Below are 15,254 nucleotides of genomic sequence, written 5' to 3'. Positions count from 1 at the left end.
CTCAGTACTAAATAAAAAAGGAGCTGCTAGCGCCTTATGCATATCGATTTCAGAGTGTTTTCTATCTGAAATCGATTGCAGTCAAGCGCTAGCAGCTCCTGTTTTTTTGCTCTGCAATCAGGCCTGGGCCAGTAAAGCCTCCACGGCCAGCGCCACCGACAGCAGGCGCTGGTCCTGACCGGCCGTGCCGGCCAGGCTCAGGCCCACGGGCGCTTCGCCCGCGCGGTGGCAGGGCAGGGACACCGCGCAGCCGTCGAGGAAGTTGATCAGCGTGGGATTGCGCAGCATCAGCCCGTTGGCCGCGAAATAGGCTTCTTCGCTGGCCTGCAGCTCGGCAATCTTGGGCGCGATCACGGGCACCGTGGGCATGAGCATCAGGTCGTGATCGGCCATCTGCGCTTCCACTCGGGCAATCCACTGCTGGCGGAGTGCCAGCAGCTCGATATAGTCGGCCGCGCTGATGTCCTTGCCGCGCAGAATGCGCGTGCCCACGCGCGGATCGTATTCGCCCAGGCGGCCGGCGCCGTCGATATGGCTGCGGTGCCAGGCCCAGGCCTCAGCGGCCGTGAAGCCGCCCTTGGCATTGATCTGCGCAAGCTCGGAGAAGGGCGGCACCACGGCCTCGGTGATCTGCACGCCGGCTGCGTACAGCAGCGACAGCGCACGCTGCCAGGCGGCGGCCACGGTGCTGTCCATGCCTTCCAGTACCACATTCTTGGGCACCAGCAGGCGCAGGCCTTGCAGCGAGGCCGCGTGCAGCTCGCCATGCGATTGGCCCGACAGCACCGCGTCCAGCGCGGCGCAGCAGCGCACGCTGGGCGCCAGCGGGCCGATGGAGTCCAGATTGGCCGACAGCGGCAGCACGCCCTGCATGGGCACGCGGCGCGCCGTGGGCTTGAAGCCGGTCAGGCCGCACAGCGCCGAGGGAATGCGCACCGAGCCGCCGGTGTCCGAGCCGATGGCGGCCAGCGCCATGCCGTCGGTCACCGAGATGGCCGCGCCGGAGGACGAGCCGCCGGGAATGCGGCCGCCGTCGTTTTCCCGCTGCCAGGGATTGCGCGGCGTGCCGTAGTGCGGATTCAGCCCCAGGCCCGAGTAGGCGAACTCGGTCATATTGGTCGTGCCCACGATGACCGCGCCCGCGCGGCGCAGGCGCTGCACGACTTCGGCCGTCTGCGTGGCGGGTGCGGCATCGGCCAGCAGCCTGGAGCCGCCCAGCGTGGGGTGGCCCGCGATGTCGAACAGATCCTTGACCGAGATGGGCAGGCCTTCGAGGGGCGAGCGTGCCAGGCCAGCCGAGCGCAGCGCATCGCTGGCGCGGGCTTCCGCCAGGGCCTGCTCGGGCAGCAGGCGCGTAAAGACGCGCGGGCCTTCGCCTCGCGTGGCGCGCTCCAGTGCCTGCTCGGCCAGTTGCAGGGCGCTGGTCTGGCCTTGGGCCAGGCGCTCGGAGACCAGGTCCAGGCGGGGAGAGACTGAAGTCATGGGCAGCTCCGTGTTCAGGCGACGATGTCCAGCAGCTCGCTGCGGTAGCGGTGGCGGATGCTTCGCTGGCTGCGCGGGTCGTACAGCTCCATGGCGAACTGCGTGGCAGGGCGGATGCCGCCGATGGCGGCCATGGTGCCGCAGGTCATGCCGCAGCCTTCGGGCAGCTGGCTCTGGCCGCCGGTGTAGCCCGCGATCAGGTCCTGGGGCGTGCGCAGGCTGGCCAGCGTGCCCTCCTGGTACAGCACTTCGCGGCCGTCCTCCACGATCCACGAGCGCAGGATCAGCTCGTCCCAGTGGCCGGCCACTTCGGCGAAGCGCCAGGCCTGGGTGGCCACGGGCTTGATGCAGGCCTGCTTGGAGAAGGCCACGCTATAGGCTTCGAGCTTGCGGTCGGTGTGGTCCGAGGCCAGGCTCACGAACATCTCGCCGTCATGGCTGAAGACGAAGACCTCTGCCTCGCCCGAGGAGTCCGGGCCGAGTACCTGCAGCGTGCTGCTCTGGCTCAGCTGGTTGCTGGCGATGCGATAGTACAGCGGCACGGCGCTGGGGCGCGGAATGCCGAGCGCGGCCAGCTCCTCGATGTGGTGCTCGATGGCCGCATGGTCGCGTCCGGCCCAGCCGGCGATGATGAGGGTGTCGAAGAGAGGGGCCAGGGTCTGGCCTTCGGGGGTGGTGAATTGCAGTTGCATGGCGCAAGTCTCAGGAAAGGGAAGGCGGGGCCGGGAACCCCGCAGGGCGGCGCTGTGCCGGCAGCGTCAGGCGGTCACTGCTTCTTGACGAAGAGCACGACCAGGAAGGCGGCGAGAAACTCCAGCGCGGCCACGAAGTACAGCCCCGAGGACAACGATCCGGTGCTGGTCTTGAGCGCGCCGATCATGTAGGGCGCCACAAAGCCGGCCAGGTTGCCGATGGAGTTGATGAGGGCGATGCCGCCGGCGGCCGCCGTGCCGGCCAGAAAGGCCGAGGGGATGGACCAGAACACGGGGAAGGCGGCGAGGATGCCGACGGAAGCCAGCGTCAGCGCGCACAGGGCCAGCACGGCGTTGTGCAGGAGCATGCCGGTCAGGATCAGGCCTGCGGCGGCGATCAAGGCGGCAATGGCGCTGTGCATGCGGCGCTCGCCGGTCTTGTCCGAATGCATGCCGTTCCAGACCATGGCCAGCGTGCCTGCGAGAAAGGGAATGGCCGAGATCAGGCCGATCTGCAGATTGTTCTGGATGCCGATCTCCTTGATGATGGACGGCGACCAGAAGGCGATCGTGGCGTTGCCGCTGACGATGCAGAAGTACACGGCGGCGCACAGCCAGACGCGGTAGTTGCGGCAGGCATCGGCGAAGGAATGCTGCTTGTGGCCTTGCTGGCTTTCCTCGGCCACGGCGGCGCTGACGGCGCGCTGCTCGGCGGCACTCAGCCACCTGGCGTTCTCGGGTTTCTCGGGCAGCCAGGCCAGCACGAAGAAGCCGGCGATCACCGAGGGAATGCCTTCAAGGATGAACAGCCATTGCCAGTTGGCCAGATGCCCCACGTCCTGCATGCCGTTCATGATGGCGCCCGCGATCGGGCCACCCACCGCACCGGCAATGGCGAACGAGGTCATGAACAGGCCGTTGATGCGGGCGCGGTGGCGGGCCGGGAACCAGTAGGTCAGATACAGCACCACGCCGGGGAAGAAACCTGCCTCGACCACGCCGAGGATGAAGCGCAGCACGTAGAACATGGCGGGTGTGGTCACATAGGCCATGGCCATGGAGGCTGCGCCCCAGAGGATGGTGATGCGCGCCAGCGTCTTGCGTGCGCCGATCTTCTCCAGCAGCAGGTTGCTGGGGACTTCGAACAGGAAGTAGCCGATGAAGAAGATGCCGGCTCCCAGGCCGTAGACGGTCTCGCTGAACTGCAGGTCCTGCAGCATCTGCAGCTTGGCGAAGCCGACGTTGACACGGTCTATCCAGGCCAGGACAAAGAGAAAGACCAGAAAGGGGATCAGGCGCCAGGTGATCTTGCGGTAGGTGGCATCCATGTCTTGGTGCGCGTGCGCACCGGCATGGCTGGCAGGCGGGTGGGTGGCGGAAGCCGGGCTGCTCATGGGGAGTCTCCTGTGTTCGAAAGTGCGAAGGGCACATGGGGCGCTTGTGCCGGCGCTCCTGTGTGGCCAGGGAACCTTGGGATGCGGCGGGGGCCGGTGTTCCTGTGGCGGCAGTATCGAAAGGCAGCGAGGGGCTGTCCAACAAGAAATTCTGAGCAGTCCTGAATGCAAATCCTTATGAGCAGAGGTGGTGCGGGTGGTGCACCGGAACGAGGCAGGAGAGCACCGATGAGGTGCGGGAAAACCCTTGAGTCCATGCGCGCCTGATGGTGGCGTCGGGCCGCTCAAGATCCAGGTCGGCAGCAGCTGCCAGAGACTGATGCTTGATTCACATCAATTTGAAGGGCGATGGCGTTTCCCCTGGGGCCGGCAATCGGGAACAATGGGGCAAAGTCTGTTTGAGGGAGGACGATTCTTGCTCACGTTCAACACAATTCTGGTGCTGCTGGGGGTCTGTTGCGTAGGCCTGCTGATCGGTTTTTCCTGGCGCGAGCAGCGCTGGGGACCCTGGGTCATGCTGGTGTTCGTGGTGAGTCTGCTGTCCCTGATGAGCTACGCGATTCTCAATCTGCTGCTTTAGCCGTGCAGGCCAGGGCGGGCCGCGTGCGCAGCGGGGCCTTCCACAGCTCCGCCAGCAGAAGGCCGGCAATCGTCATGACGCCGCCTACGGCGTGGTAGGCCGCCAGGGGCTCGTTCAGGGCGACTGCCGCGATCAGCGCGGTGAAGACCGGGATCAGGTTGAAGAACATGCTCGAACGCCCGGGCCCCAGCGTCTGCACCGCCTTCATCCACAGCAGTGGCGCGGCGATGGAGGCCATGATGCCGGCGTAACCGACCAGCGGCAGGTTGCCGGCGTCAAGCCCGGTCTTGGGCGAAAAGAGATAAAGCGGCAGTTGCACGATCACGGCCACCAGCACCTGCAGGTACAGCAGCTGCACCGTGGCCAGGCGCGGCATGGGCCAGCGCTTGAGCAGGATGTTGTAGACCGCATAGGCCAGCATGGCCAGGAACATCATGGCGTCACCCAGGTTCAGTCCCTCGGACGCCAGATGGCCGAGGTGGCCCGACGAAACCACCAGCGCGACCCCCAGAATGGCCAGCAGCGAGCCCCAGATGGCACCCTGCGTCAGTGGCTGGCCCAGCATGAACACGGCCAGGGCCAGCACCAGCATGGGCGTGAGCGAACCGATGATGCCCATGTGCGTGGCCGTGGTGAAGTGAGCGGCGTAATAGGCCAGGCTCTGGTAGATGACCATGCCCAGCACGCCCAGAACGACGATCCGTGGCAGCAGGGGCCTGATGTCGGCGCGCTGGCGCCAGATCGAAGGCAGGACGAAGGGCGTGAACAGCACGGCGGCCACCAGCCAGCGAAAGAACCCGATCTCGGCCGCGCTGATGCTGTCTGCGGCCAGCTTGCTAACCACGGTGTTGAGCGACCAGATCAGCACTGCGCCCAGCGGTAACAGGTATGCACCCATATGAAACTCCTTGAGATGCTTATGATGCGCTTGACGCATTTGAAGCGCATTGCTGATTTCAGACATTTCATCACTCAAGCCGGACGAACCCATGCCTGCCTCTGCCCCGACACCCGGCCCGGCCGCCAAGCGGTATGCCGTACAGATACTGGACACCGACAAAGTTCCAGGCAGCTATTACTTCCGCTATGACGAATTCGGAGAACACAGCGAGGCTCCTCCGCACAGCCACCGCTGGGGACATCTGAACTATGCGGCCCACGGCAGCCTGAACATGGACGTGCCCAGCGGCCATATCCTGTGCCCGCCGCAGCACGGGGTGTGGATTCCGCCGGGCGTGGTGCACAGCTGCTATCTGCAGCATGCGGTGCAGTACCGTTCCGTCTACCTGGCCCCCGATCTGTGTGCGGATCTGCCGCAGACGGCGGGCTGCATGCGCCTGGGGCCGATTGTCAAAGCCGTGCTGGCAGATTTTGGTACCAGGGGCGTGCAGATCCCGGTGACGGACGCCGATCTGCGGCTGGCCCGGGTGGTGCATGACCAGCTGCGTGCCACGCCGCTGGAGCTGAGCTTTCTGCCCGTAGCCCGGCATCCCGCTCTGGTACAGGTGCTGGATGCCATGCAGTCGCGTCCCGACGATCACCGCAGTCTGGCCGAATGGGCCCAGACGGTGCACATGACGGAACGAACCCTGGCCCGCCACTGCCAGCGCGAGCTGGGCATGAGCCTGGGGGAATGGCGCCAGCGCATGCGCTACCTGCAGGCGATCGACGCGCTGGAGGCCGGCCATACCGTGCAGCGCATCGCCTACGACCTGGGCTACAGCACGCCTTCGGCCTTTATTGCGATGTTCCAGCGCGAGTCGGGACTGCCGCCCGAGCAGTTCAGGCGCGAGTTCTGTGCAAGTTCTTTCTGAACGCGGGATAATGCGTGCCGTGAAGTGCGCCAGACCGCCGCTGGTACTAGCCGAAAGGCCGACGCTTGCGTTGGGTCGAAAGACCGTACTGGAGGAACGTCCGGACTGCACAGGGCGGCGTAGCAGCTAACAGCTGCCCACCGTGAGGTGAGGATCAGAGCAACAGAGACGAGTCTGGCAGGAGTGCCGCAAGGCAGACCAACCAGGGTGAAACGGGCAATCTCTACGCGCAGCAATACCAAGTAGGCACACGTTGACGGGGCCCCCGGAGTGTGCGGGTAGGTAGCACCGAGCCATCAGGCGACTGATGGCCAAGATTAATGGCGGTCACATGGCGGGCAACCGTCGTGCACAGAATCCGGCTTATCGGCGCACTTCACACTTTCTTCCTCGGCCGGGCACAGCCCCGGCGAATCCCCGGCATTCACTCCACCATCAGCGCGAACAGCTGATGGCGGTGATGGATATCGAGCCGTGCAAAGGCGCGATTGCGATAGGTCTTGACCGTGGCAGCGCTCAGCCCGAGATCGGCCGCAATGCCATCCTGGGTCATGCCGCGCAGCAGACGCAGGCAGACCTCGAGTTCGCGCGCCGTCAGACCCGGTGCCAGCGCACGCAGACGAGCCGGCCACCTCTCATCGCCGGCAGCCATGTTCGCCGTCAGCGCCAGGTGTTTGTGCGTCAGGGCCATCAAGGCGCTGGAAAGGTCCGCGAAGTCGCTCAGATGCCGGTCGGCAATGGGTTTCTGGTGCGCATGGCGATAGAGGTTGACGGCAAACACCGAGCCGTCGGGACCGGGCTCGGCAATCGAGATGCGCTCTGCCACGCCATGCGCGTCATACACGCACTGGCGATGCAGCGGCGTGACTTCGTTGGCCTGCACATGAACGAGACTGCGTGCGCCGGGCGTCCGCATGTGTCCGGGCCATTCCTGGCCCCAGCTTCTGTCTTCGTGCTGCGGTCCCGCGAGATAGGCGCTCCAGCACTGGCGCGTCGTGTCCAGAACGCCCAGGGAGGCCGAGAGAAACAGCCGCGGCCGGCAGCTGCCGATGCGGTACACCGACAGCGAGGCGGTGGGCGCAATCGCGCTCAGCTGCGCCAGTGCGGTCTGGGCAAAACAGCTCTGTCCCAGTTGCTCCACCAGGCCGGCCATCAAGGCGCTGGCCTGGGCCATGCCGCCAGCCGGCATGGTGTCAGTCGTCGCGGGTAGCTTCCAGGTTCTCATCGGTGTGTGTTGGCGTGGCCTGTCATCTTCTTGGGGGACAGCGGGTTCTTCAACAGTGCTTACGCTCATGTCCCTGTACATAGACATTGCAAGGAGAGCCATGCTGTCGCCCAACCATGATTTCCAGATCGCGGTACCCCGGCTGCGCCACTTCGCCGAATTTCGCGTGCAGGTGGGGCCGGCGCAGGAGGTGGGCGAAACGACACGCGGCTTGCGGCGCGTGATTCCCATCGTCGGCGGGCAGGTGCAGGGCGAGGGCTGGTCGGCGCGTGTGCTACCGGGCGGGGCCGACTTCCAGCTGCTGATCAGCGCGGAAGTGGCGGAGCTGGACGCGCGCTATGTCATCGAAACCGACGGCGCAGAGCTGATCTATGTGAGCAATCAGGCGTTGCGCACCGGGCCGGCCGAGTTGATGGAGCGCCTGCGTCGCGGCGACGTGGTCGATCCCTCGGCGATCTACTTTCGCTGTGCACCACGCTTCGAGACGGCTTCCAGGCGCTTTGCCTGGCTGGGGCAGCGTCTGTTCGTGGGCGCGGGAGCGCGCTTTCCCGAGGAGGTCGTCATGCGGTTTTTCGAAGTGCTGTGAAACAGCATCGCAACCAGGAGACACACCATGAAGGTACTGCAAGTACGGAGTCTTTCCACCCTCTCTTCAGCGCCGGCCCGGCGACGTCGGCTGCTGGCCGCAGCCCTGCTGGCAGGCTGCGGCTGTGCCGCAGGCGTCGCTCAGGGCCAGACGGTTTATCCGAGCAAGACCGTGCGCATGATTGTGGGCTTTCCCGCAGGCACCGGGCCCGACGTGGTGGCCCGGCTGCTGGCACACAAGCTCTCCGAGGCCTGGGGCGGCGTGGGCGTGGTGGTGGACAACAAGCCCGGTGCCGCGGGCCTGATTGCAGCCAGCGAGGCAGCGCGCGCACCGGCCGACGGCTACACCATCATGCTGGCCGAGACCGGACAGCTCAGCATCGCACCCAACACCTATCAGCGGCTGGCCTACAACCCGCGCAGGGATTTCGCCCCCGTCAGCCAGGTGGTGAGTTCCGATTTCGTGCTGCTGGTCAATCCCGAAAAGGTCAAGGCGCGCAACGTGAGGGACTTCGTGGCCTGGACACGGCAGCAAAACGGCTTGTTCATGGCCACTTTCGGAGCGGGCACTCCGGGGCATTTCGGGGCCTATCTGTTTGGCGATGCCGTGCAGTCCAGGCCCGAAGTGGTGCACTACAAGAGCACCTCGGACGCCCTGAGCGGCATTTTCAGCGGCGATGTGCAGGGCGTGTTCGCTTCCTCCGGCATGGCGATCCCGCAGGTGCGTGCCGGCAAGCTGGTGGCCCTCGCAAGCACGGGCAGCGCGCGCGTGGAGCAACTGCCCGATCTGCCGACCATGAAGGAGCAGGGCTTTGGCAACCTGGAGTTCAGCTCCTGGTTCGGCATCGTGGCGCCCGCCAGGACGCCGGTGGACGTGGTGAGCAAGCTCAATGCCGATCTTCTCAAGGTCCTGCAATCGGGCGACGGCAGGGCTCGGCTGCAGGAGGCCGGCTTCAGGGTCACGGGCACCAGTGCGCAGCAGTTTGCCGAGATCATTGCGGCCGATACCGTCAAGTGGGGCAGGGCGGTGGCCGCGACGGGCTTCAAGGCGGATTGAGCGGGCCGCGACCGAACCGGCCTGGCTCGCGCGAGGGTCGATCCGGTCAGAACCTTTCCCAGGGCATGAGATAGCGCCACTGCCCCTCGGGCACCTTGGCCAGCGAAACCCGGCCAAGGCGCAGCCGCCGCATGCTGACCACCGTCAGGCCGATGGCGGCGCACATCTTCTCGATCTCCTCGGGCGCAATGCCCTTGAGCGCAAAGCGCAGATGGTGCTCGCTCTGCCAGCTCACATGGCAGGGCGGCATGCGGCGATGCCCGTTGCCGCCGGGGATCGGAAGACCTTCGTACAGGATCTCCAGGCCATCTTCGATGATCTGGCCCTCCACGCCGACGATGATTTCCTGCTCCAGCCACTGGCCTTCCTCGGCCAGCTTGCGCGCCACGCGCTTGTCCTGGGTGTAGACGATGAGGCCGCTGGCGGGCAGGGGAATCGTCAGAAACGACTCCAGATTCCTGAAGTGATGATCCAGCACCAGCTGGGGCATGGGCGTGTCCAGCTTGGCCTTGGTATCTTCGCGCAGCAACGAATGCGCGCTGCGCACGCGGCCATAGGCCGGGCCCTGAGTCATGCCCGCAGGCTTGTTCATCAGGATGGTGACGGGCGGAATGGCTTCAGGCTTGGCATCCTTGCGCAGGACCACTTCCTGGTCCGGGCGCACACGGGTCTCGGGCACTTGGACCACTTTGCCGTCCACCTGGACATGGCCCGCGACGATATGGAGCTCGGCCTCGCGGCGCGAGCATTGCTCTTGCTCCGCCACGCGCTTGGCCAGGCGGATGCTTTCTTGTTCAGGCAGGGATTCAGACATGGCGAGAGCTTAATGCTCCGGGCATGTCCTGGTTGTCCACAGGTCTAGCGCACGCTATCTGCCAAGGCACAGCTTCTGAATGCGCTCCACATGCGCCAGCAGCGATTGCTGGGCCACGGGCCACAGGGCGGGGGGTGTGTCGGCATAGGCTATCGCCACCCAGTCCTGAATGCTGCCGTCCGGCTTGGTGCGCATGGCCTGATGGACCTTGGCCTCACGCGCCAGGCGGTGGGCCTTGAGGCGGGTGATCTGGTGCTGCGCAAAGCCGAGCACATAGCCGTGGGCGGGCAGGATGTAGCGAATGTCGTGCTCCAGGCACAGGGCATGCAGCCGGTCCAGCGAATCGAGGTAATCGATCATGTTGCCGTCCGGCGGGCTGATGACGGTGGTGCTGCCATTGAGGATGTGATCGCCACTGAACAGCAATGCATCCTCCACCAGCAGAAAGCACAGGTGGTTCGCCGCATGGCCGGGCGTGAAGATGGCCTGCAGCGTGTGCGTGATCTCGCCTTCTTCCCCTTGTCCGCGAAGTGTGATGCGCTCTCCGTCCTGTAGCGTCACCTCGGGCCTGAAGCGGCTGTTGTTGCGGGCAGTGGGCGCAGACGGCAGGCCCATGATCGGGGGGCGGGCATGTCCGGAGAGCAGGACCATGGCCTGCAGCGGGGAGGCGCCCGGCGAGTGATCGGGGTGGGAGTGGGTGCAGACGATGTAGCGGATATCGCCTCCGGCTGCGTCGTGCAGCCGTTGCAGATGTTCGGCATCGTTGGGTCCGGGGTCGATGGCGATATAGCCGGTATGTGCATCGCCGACCAGATAGCTGTTGGTGCCGGGGCCGGTCATCATGCCGGGGTTGGGAGCCGTCAGCCGCATCAGGTTCTTGCGCAGGGGGACGGCTTTTTCAAACTGCCAGTCGAGATGGTGTGCGGCCTGACCGTCGGGGTGGACCATCTCCAGTTCGCCGTAGGCCATATCGGTTTCCAGATACCGGGTGTCCTGTCCCTTGAGGTAGCCCGCGCGAGGGTGGGCGTGCCACAGCGGCTTCTCGCTCCGGAGGGCATCCAGAACGGCCTGTGTATCGGCATAGCCCGTCAGGCGCTGCAAGGTGCTCAGGGTGGGAAAGAGAATGAAAAGTCGCTTTTCCTCGAAGCGCTCAAGGGCTTGCTGGGGACGGATCCAGGTGGGCTCGAACTGCTCGGTCTCGTCGGCCACTGCCGTCTGGCCCTCGGGCATGCGGGCCACCAAGAACGGCACGTTGAAGCGCTTTGGCAGGTTCAGCGGTGCCGTCCAGTGGGCCAGATACCACAGCTGATCCACGGCAAGGCTCCAGCCGCGCGCACGGCATTGCTCGTACAGCGATGCCTTGCGATCCAGCTGCTGGACTTCGGCCGCGGGAACAGGCTGGCCGGCCCGGTCATAGGCCAGCAGGATGCCCAGCTCTTCGAAAGTCTCGCGAATCCCGGCCAGGGCCTGGGTGATGCGCTCGGTACCGCCAATCTCCACCATGCCGGGACGAACCCGGGCCAGCACATGATTGCCCGGGTCGGCATCCTGATCCTCCAGCCCCCCACCGGGGAAGACATAGGCATTGGCAAAAATACCCTGGTCGGCGCGCCGCGTCATCAGCACTTCGAAACCGGTGCCGTCGGCGCAGTCGCGCAGCAACAGCAAGGTCGAGGCATCGCGGGCGGGCACCGGCTCGCGCTGGGGCTGAAGAAGCTGGCTGGGACGGGGCTGGCTGGATGATGTCATGAGGTCACATTATGCGAATTCGCCGGCCTCGTGCATGTCGCACCCGGACTAGTCGCGCACTGCAGTGCCCCGAATCGGGGAAAGCACTGAGAGCAATCGCTTCCGGATGTCTTGCATTTAGTTATTTTAAATAACAATAATCATGCAAAAGGAATGGTTATGACTCATAAAGAAATTGCAGTGGAGTTTCGTGGCGAAGCCGAGCAGGTCGCCGTCATTCGCCTGATGCGTGCCACCAAGCGCAATGCCCTGTCCGATGGCCTGGTGCTGGGTCTTCGCGATGTGTTCATGAATCTGCCTGCGGGTGTACGGGCGGCCGTGGTGGACGGCGATGGCCCGCATTTTTGCGCCGGCCTGGATCTGAGCGAGCTCAGCGAGCGCGACGCGGCCCAGGGCGTTCTGCACTCACGCATGTGGCATGAGGCGCTGCGCCAGGTGCAGTTCGGCGCCGTACCCGTGGTGGCGGCCTTGCATGGAGCGGTGGTTGGAGGCGGTCTGGAGCTGGCCAGCGCCTGTCATATCCGTGTGGCCGACAGCAGCACTTTCTACGCCCTGCCCGAAGGCTCGCGCGGCATTTTCGTGGGCGGTGGCGGCTCGGTGCGCATTCCGCGCCTGATCGGCGCGGCGCGAATGGCCGACATGATGTTCACGGGCCGCGTTTACAAGGCCGAAGAGGGTGAGCGCATCGGTCTGTCTCAGTATCTGGTGCCCGAGGGGCAGGCGCTGGACAAGGCGGTGGAACTGGCGCTGCGGATTGCCGAAAACGCCCCCATGACCAATTACGCGCTGATGCATGCGCTGCCCCGGATTGCCGATCAGCCCGCCGATCAGGGTCTGATGACGGAAGCTCTGATGGCTGCCGTGGCGCAGAGCGCGCCGGAGGCCAAGTTCCGTTTGCAGGAATTTCTGTCCGGGCGGGCCGCCAAGGTCAGCAAGGACTGAAGCAGCACTCTCGAAAAACAACGCTGTGGAGACAAAGACAATGCAGGAGACAAACACAGCCATGCAGGCTCCCGGCCAGGTGGCCGAGGAGGGCAGGCCCCGCTACCGCGCGCTGGAGTTCGGCGTGCGCAGCATCCGGGTCAGGGACGCGGGTGACGGTACTTTCTACGTGCGCTCCGACCAGGAGCTGGGAGTGCATGCCGTGCGCATGACGGACCAGCTGGTGCACTGGGCGAAGACCACGCCGCGGCAGACCTTCATCGCCCAGCGTGAGCGACTGGCCGACGGCAGCACGGGCGACTGGCAATCCATCAGCTATGAGCGCACGCTGGCTGCGGCGCGCAGCATCGCGCAGGCCTTGCTCGACAGAAAGCTCTCGGCGCAGCGTCCCGTCATCATCCTCAGCGAGAACGATCTGGACCATGCCATGCTGGCCATGGGCTGCCTCTATGCAGGCGTCCCCTATTGTTCGGTCTCCACGGCCTACTCCCTGGTCAGCACCGATTACGCCAAGCTGCGCCATGTGGTCGATACGCTCACGCCCGGCCTGATCTTTGCCGCCGATGCGGCGCGCTATGACAAGGCGGTCCGCGCCGTGCTCCCCGAGGGGTGTGAGGTGGTGTACCGCAAGCCGCTCGTGGATGCTCGGGCCGGTACCTTGTTTGCCGACCTGCTGGCGACAGAGCCCACGTCTGCGGTGGATGCCGCGATGCAGGCCACCGGGCCTGACACCATTACCAAGTTCCTGTTCACTTCGGGGTCGACCAAGCTGCCCAAGGCCGTGATCAACACCCATGGAATGTGGTGTGCCAACCAGCAGCAGATTGCCCAGACCATGCCGGACATGGTCAAGGGGCCGCCCGTGCTGGTGGACTGGCTGCCCTGGAATCACACGTTCGGCGGCAACAAGAACATCGGCCTCGCGCTCTATCACGGTGGCACTGTCTATATCGACGAAGGCAAGCCCACGGCGGCGGGGATTGCCGAGACGCTGCGCAATCTGCGCGAGATCTCTCCCACGGTCTATTTCAACGTCCCCACAGGCTTCGAGTACATCGCGCGTGCCATGGAGAGCGATGCGCAGTTGCGCAGCAGCCTGCTCAAGCGCGTCAAGATGTTCTTCTATGCCGGTGCCTCCCTGGCGCAACCCGTCTGGGACAGCCTGCACCGCACCCAGGAGGCCGAGTGCGGCGAGCGCATCGTGATGGGAACGGGTCTCGGCATGACCGAGTCCTCGCCTTCGGCCCTGTTCATCAACCGACCCGATGTGCGTTCCGGAGACCTGGGCGTACCGGTGCCGGGTCTGGAGCTCAAGCTGGCGCCTGTGGAGGGAAAGCTGGAGGTACGCTATCGCGGCCCGAACATCACGCCCGGCTACTGGCGTGCGCCGGAGGCGACCCTCGAGGCATTCGATGAGGAAGGATTTTTCCGCACCGGCGATGCCGTGCAGTGGCGCGACCCTCTGGATCGAAACCAGGGCCTGCGCTTTGATGGCCGCATTGCCGAAGACTTCAAGCTGGCCACAGGCACGTTTGTCAATGTGGGGCCGCTGCGTGCGCGGATCATCCATGCCGGTGCGCCCTACATCCAGGACGTGGTGCTGACCGGCCTGGATCGCAAGGAGGTGGGGGCCATCGTATTCGGGACGCCGGCTTGCGCGGCCTTGAGCGGCCTGGGCGCAGGAGCGACGCTGGAGCAGATCATGCACAGCGCGCCGGTGCAGCAGCATTTGCAGGCGGTTCTGGACCAGCTGGCGAAGACGGCAACCGGCAGTGCCAACCGCATCGCGCGGGCCGTGGCGGCAATCAAGCCGCCTTCGCTGGACCTGGGCGAAGTCACGGACAAGGGCTCTATCAACCAGCGTGCCGTTCTCCAGCATCGCTCGGATGTCGTGAGCGGCCTGTACGACGAGACACTGCCCCTGATTCTGAAGCCCAGTCCATGAGCCTCAACAGGCCTGGGCCCGATGACAGACAGCGCAAGCAGCTTTGAAAAGGATAGTGATATGCAAGTTCAGGATCAGATTGCCATCGTGACCGGTGGCGCCTCGGGCCTCGGTGAAGCCACGGCGCGCGCGCTGGCTGCCGCAGGAGCCCGGGTTGCCGTACTGGATCGGCAGATCGACAAGGCCAAGGCGGTGGCTGCCGAGATCGGTGCCATGGCGCTGGAGTGCGATATCTGCGATGCGGCCAGCGTCACAGCCGCACTGGATGCCGTTCGCGAGCATTGGGGCGGCGATGCACGCATCCTCATGAATGTGGCCGGAATCGGTACGGCCAGGCGTGTGATCGGCCGTGACGGCGAGCCTGCACCGCTGGAAGACTTTGAGCGCGTGATTCGTGTCAACCTGATTGGCAGCTACAACATGACGCGGCTGTTTGCCGCACGCTGCGCCAGGCTGGCGGCGCTGGAGGATGGCGCTCGTGGCGTGATTCTCTATACCGCCTCGGTGGCGGCCTTTGACGGTCAGGTGGGGCAGCAGGCCTACAGCGCCTCCAAGGGCGGATTGGTCGGAATGACGCTGCCCATGGCACGGGATCTGGCCCAGCACGGCATTCGTGTCTGCACTGTGGCGCCGGGCCTGTTCGCCACACCGTTGATGCAGGAGTTGCCCGAGCCTGTGCAGCAATCGCTGGCGGCTTCCATTCCCTTCCCCTCGCGTCTGGGCAAGCCTTCGGAGTTTGCCGATCTGGCCGTGCATATCGTGCACAACGATCATCTCAACGGCGAGGTGATTCGCCTGGATGGAGCGCTGCGTATGGCACCGCGCTGAGGCAACGCGGGCTGGCGACAGCCCGCTGGTTCGCTTTCGAGACGTTGGTTGATTCCACAGGACCGAAGAGTCCGTATTTCAAGCAGGAGACAAGTCATGCAAGGTCGTCGCAATTTCGTCAAAGGCATGGGCGCTGGCGCAGCGCTG

The 15,254-nt window shown here is 65.1% G+C and carries 14 protein-coding genes and 1 other RNA gene; 8 read left to right on the top strand and 7 right to left on the bottom strand.

Annotated features, from left to right (window positions below; translation table 11 throughout):
* Positions 1-117: 117 nt before the first annotated feature.
* The 3 genes from E2583_RS14625 to E2583_RS14615 all read right to left on the bottom strand — a co-directional run bounded on the left by E2583_RS14625 (position 118) and on the right by E2583_RS14615 (position 3,568).
* Complete coding sequence (locus tag E2583_RS14625) at positions 118-1,482, bottom strand: amidase (RefSeq protein WP_291596911.1); 1,365 nt, start codon at positions 1,480-1,482, stop codon at positions 118-120.
* Positions 1,483-1,496: 14 nt separating this feature from the next.
* A complete protein-coding gene (locus tag E2583_RS14620) occupies positions 1,497-2,174 on the bottom strand; it encodes a DUF2848 domain-containing protein (RefSeq protein WP_291596909.1) in 678 nt (225 codons plus the stop codon).
* A 74-nt stretch (positions 2,175-2,248) separates the two neighbouring features.
* Positions 2,249-3,568, bottom strand: coding sequence for an MFS transporter (locus E2583_RS14615; RefSeq protein WP_291596907.1), 1,320 nt, complete (start codon positions 3,566-3,568; stop codon positions 2,249-2,251).
* A gap of 415 nt (positions 3,569-3,983) precedes the next feature.
* Here E2583_RS14615 and E2583_RS14610 point away from each other — a divergent pair, with 415 nt between their 5' ends.
* On the top strand, positions 3,984-4,148 hold the full coding sequence (locus E2583_RS14610; RefSeq protein ID WP_291596905.1) for a hypothetical protein: 165 nt from the start codon (positions 3,984-3,986) through the stop codon (positions 4,146-4,148).
* On the opposite strand, the gene E2583_RS14605 is transcribed toward E2583_RS14610, so the two are convergent.
* The gene (locus tag E2583_RS14605; protein ID WP_291596903.1) at positions 4,132-5,046 is read right to left on the bottom strand and encodes a DMT family transporter; all 915 of its coding nucleotides are present in this window, start codon (positions 5,044-5,046) and stop codon (positions 4,132-4,134) included. The genes E2583_RS14610 and E2583_RS14605 overlap by 17 nt on opposite strands.
* 91 nt (positions 5,047-5,137) lie before the next feature.
* Here E2583_RS14605 and E2583_RS14600 point away from each other — a divergent pair, with 91 nt between their 5' ends.
* Positions 5,138-5,962, top strand: coding sequence for a helix-turn-helix transcriptional regulator (locus tag E2583_RS14600; protein WP_291596901.1), 825 nt, complete (start codon positions 5,138-5,140; stop codon positions 5,960-5,962).
* Between the two features lie 21 nt (positions 5,963-5,983).
* An RNA gene (gene rnpB / locus E2583_RS14595) (RNase P RNA component class A) lies at positions 5,984-6,344 on the top strand.
* 42 nt (positions 6,345-6,386) lie between these two features.
* Here rnpB and E2583_RS14590 read toward each other — a convergent pair.
* Positions 6,387-7,187, bottom strand: a complete 801-nt coding sequence (locus E2583_RS14590; RefSeq protein ID WP_291596899.1) for a helix-turn-helix transcriptional regulator — start codon at positions 7,185-7,187, stop codon at positions 6,387-6,389.
* Between the two features lie 100 nt (positions 7,188-7,287).
* On the opposite strand from E2583_RS14590, the gene E2583_RS14585 reads away from it, so the two are divergent.
* Together E2583_RS14585 and E2583_RS14580 are read left to right on the top strand one after the other, a co-directional pair.
* Entirely contained in the window at positions 7,288-7,773 is a 486-nt protein-coding gene (locus E2583_RS14585; RefSeq protein ID WP_291596897.1) for a DUF3237 domain-containing protein, read from the top strand.
* Between the two features lie 27 nt (positions 7,774-7,800).
* The gene (locus E2583_RS14580) at positions 7,801-8,829 is read left to right on the top strand and encodes a tripartite tricarboxylate transporter substrate binding protein (protein WP_291596896.1); all 1,029 of its coding nucleotides are present in this window, start codon (positions 7,801-7,803) and stop codon (positions 8,827-8,829) included.
* Positions 8,830-8,875: 46 nt separating this feature from the next.
* Here E2583_RS14580 and E2583_RS14575 read toward each other — a convergent pair whose 3' ends face one another.
* Positions 8,876-9,643, bottom strand: a complete 768-nt coding sequence (locus tag E2583_RS14575) for a pseudouridine synthase (RefSeq protein WP_291596895.1) — start codon at positions 9,641-9,643, stop codon at positions 8,876-8,878.
* Between the two features lie 54 nt (positions 9,644-9,697).
* The gene (locus E2583_RS14570; RefSeq protein WP_291596893.1) at positions 9,698-11,392 is read right to left on the bottom strand and encodes an MBL fold metallo-hydrolase; all 1,695 of its coding nucleotides are present in this window, start codon (positions 11,390-11,392) and stop codon (positions 9,698-9,700) included.
* A 159-nt stretch (positions 11,393-11,551) separates the two neighbouring features.
* On the opposite strand from E2583_RS14570, the gene E2583_RS14565 reads away from it, so the two are divergent.
* From E2583_RS14565 to E2583_RS14555, 3 genes are read left to right on the top strand one after another with little or no spacing between them, the layout of a single operon-like run.
* Complete coding sequence (locus E2583_RS14565) at positions 11,552-12,334, top strand: crotonase/enoyl-CoA hydratase family protein (RefSeq protein WP_291596892.1); 783 nt, start codon at positions 11,552-11,554, stop codon at positions 12,332-12,334.
* A gap of 40 nt (positions 12,335-12,374) precedes the next feature.
* Positions 12,375-14,279, top strand: a complete 1,905-nt coding sequence (locus E2583_RS14560; RefSeq protein WP_291596890.1) for a feruloyl-CoA synthase — start codon at positions 12,375-12,377, stop codon at positions 14,277-14,279.
* Between the two features lie 60 nt (positions 14,280-14,339).
* Positions 14,340-15,107 (top strand): SDR family NAD(P)-dependent oxidoreductase, encoded by a 768-nt coding sequence (locus E2583_RS14555; protein WP_291596888.1) that lies wholly within the window; start codon positions 14,340-14,342, stop codon positions 15,105-15,107.
* Positions 15,108-15,254: the final 147 nt, after the last annotated feature.

Origin of the sequence: Comamonas sp., from assembly GCF_009360615.1 — a bacterium.
Lineage (GTDB): Bacteria > Pseudomonadota > Gammaproteobacteria > Burkholderiales > Burkholderiaceae_C > Comamonas.
Note: the sequence above shows the minus strand (reverse complement) of the source record. Positions and strands in the feature narration are given on the sequence as shown.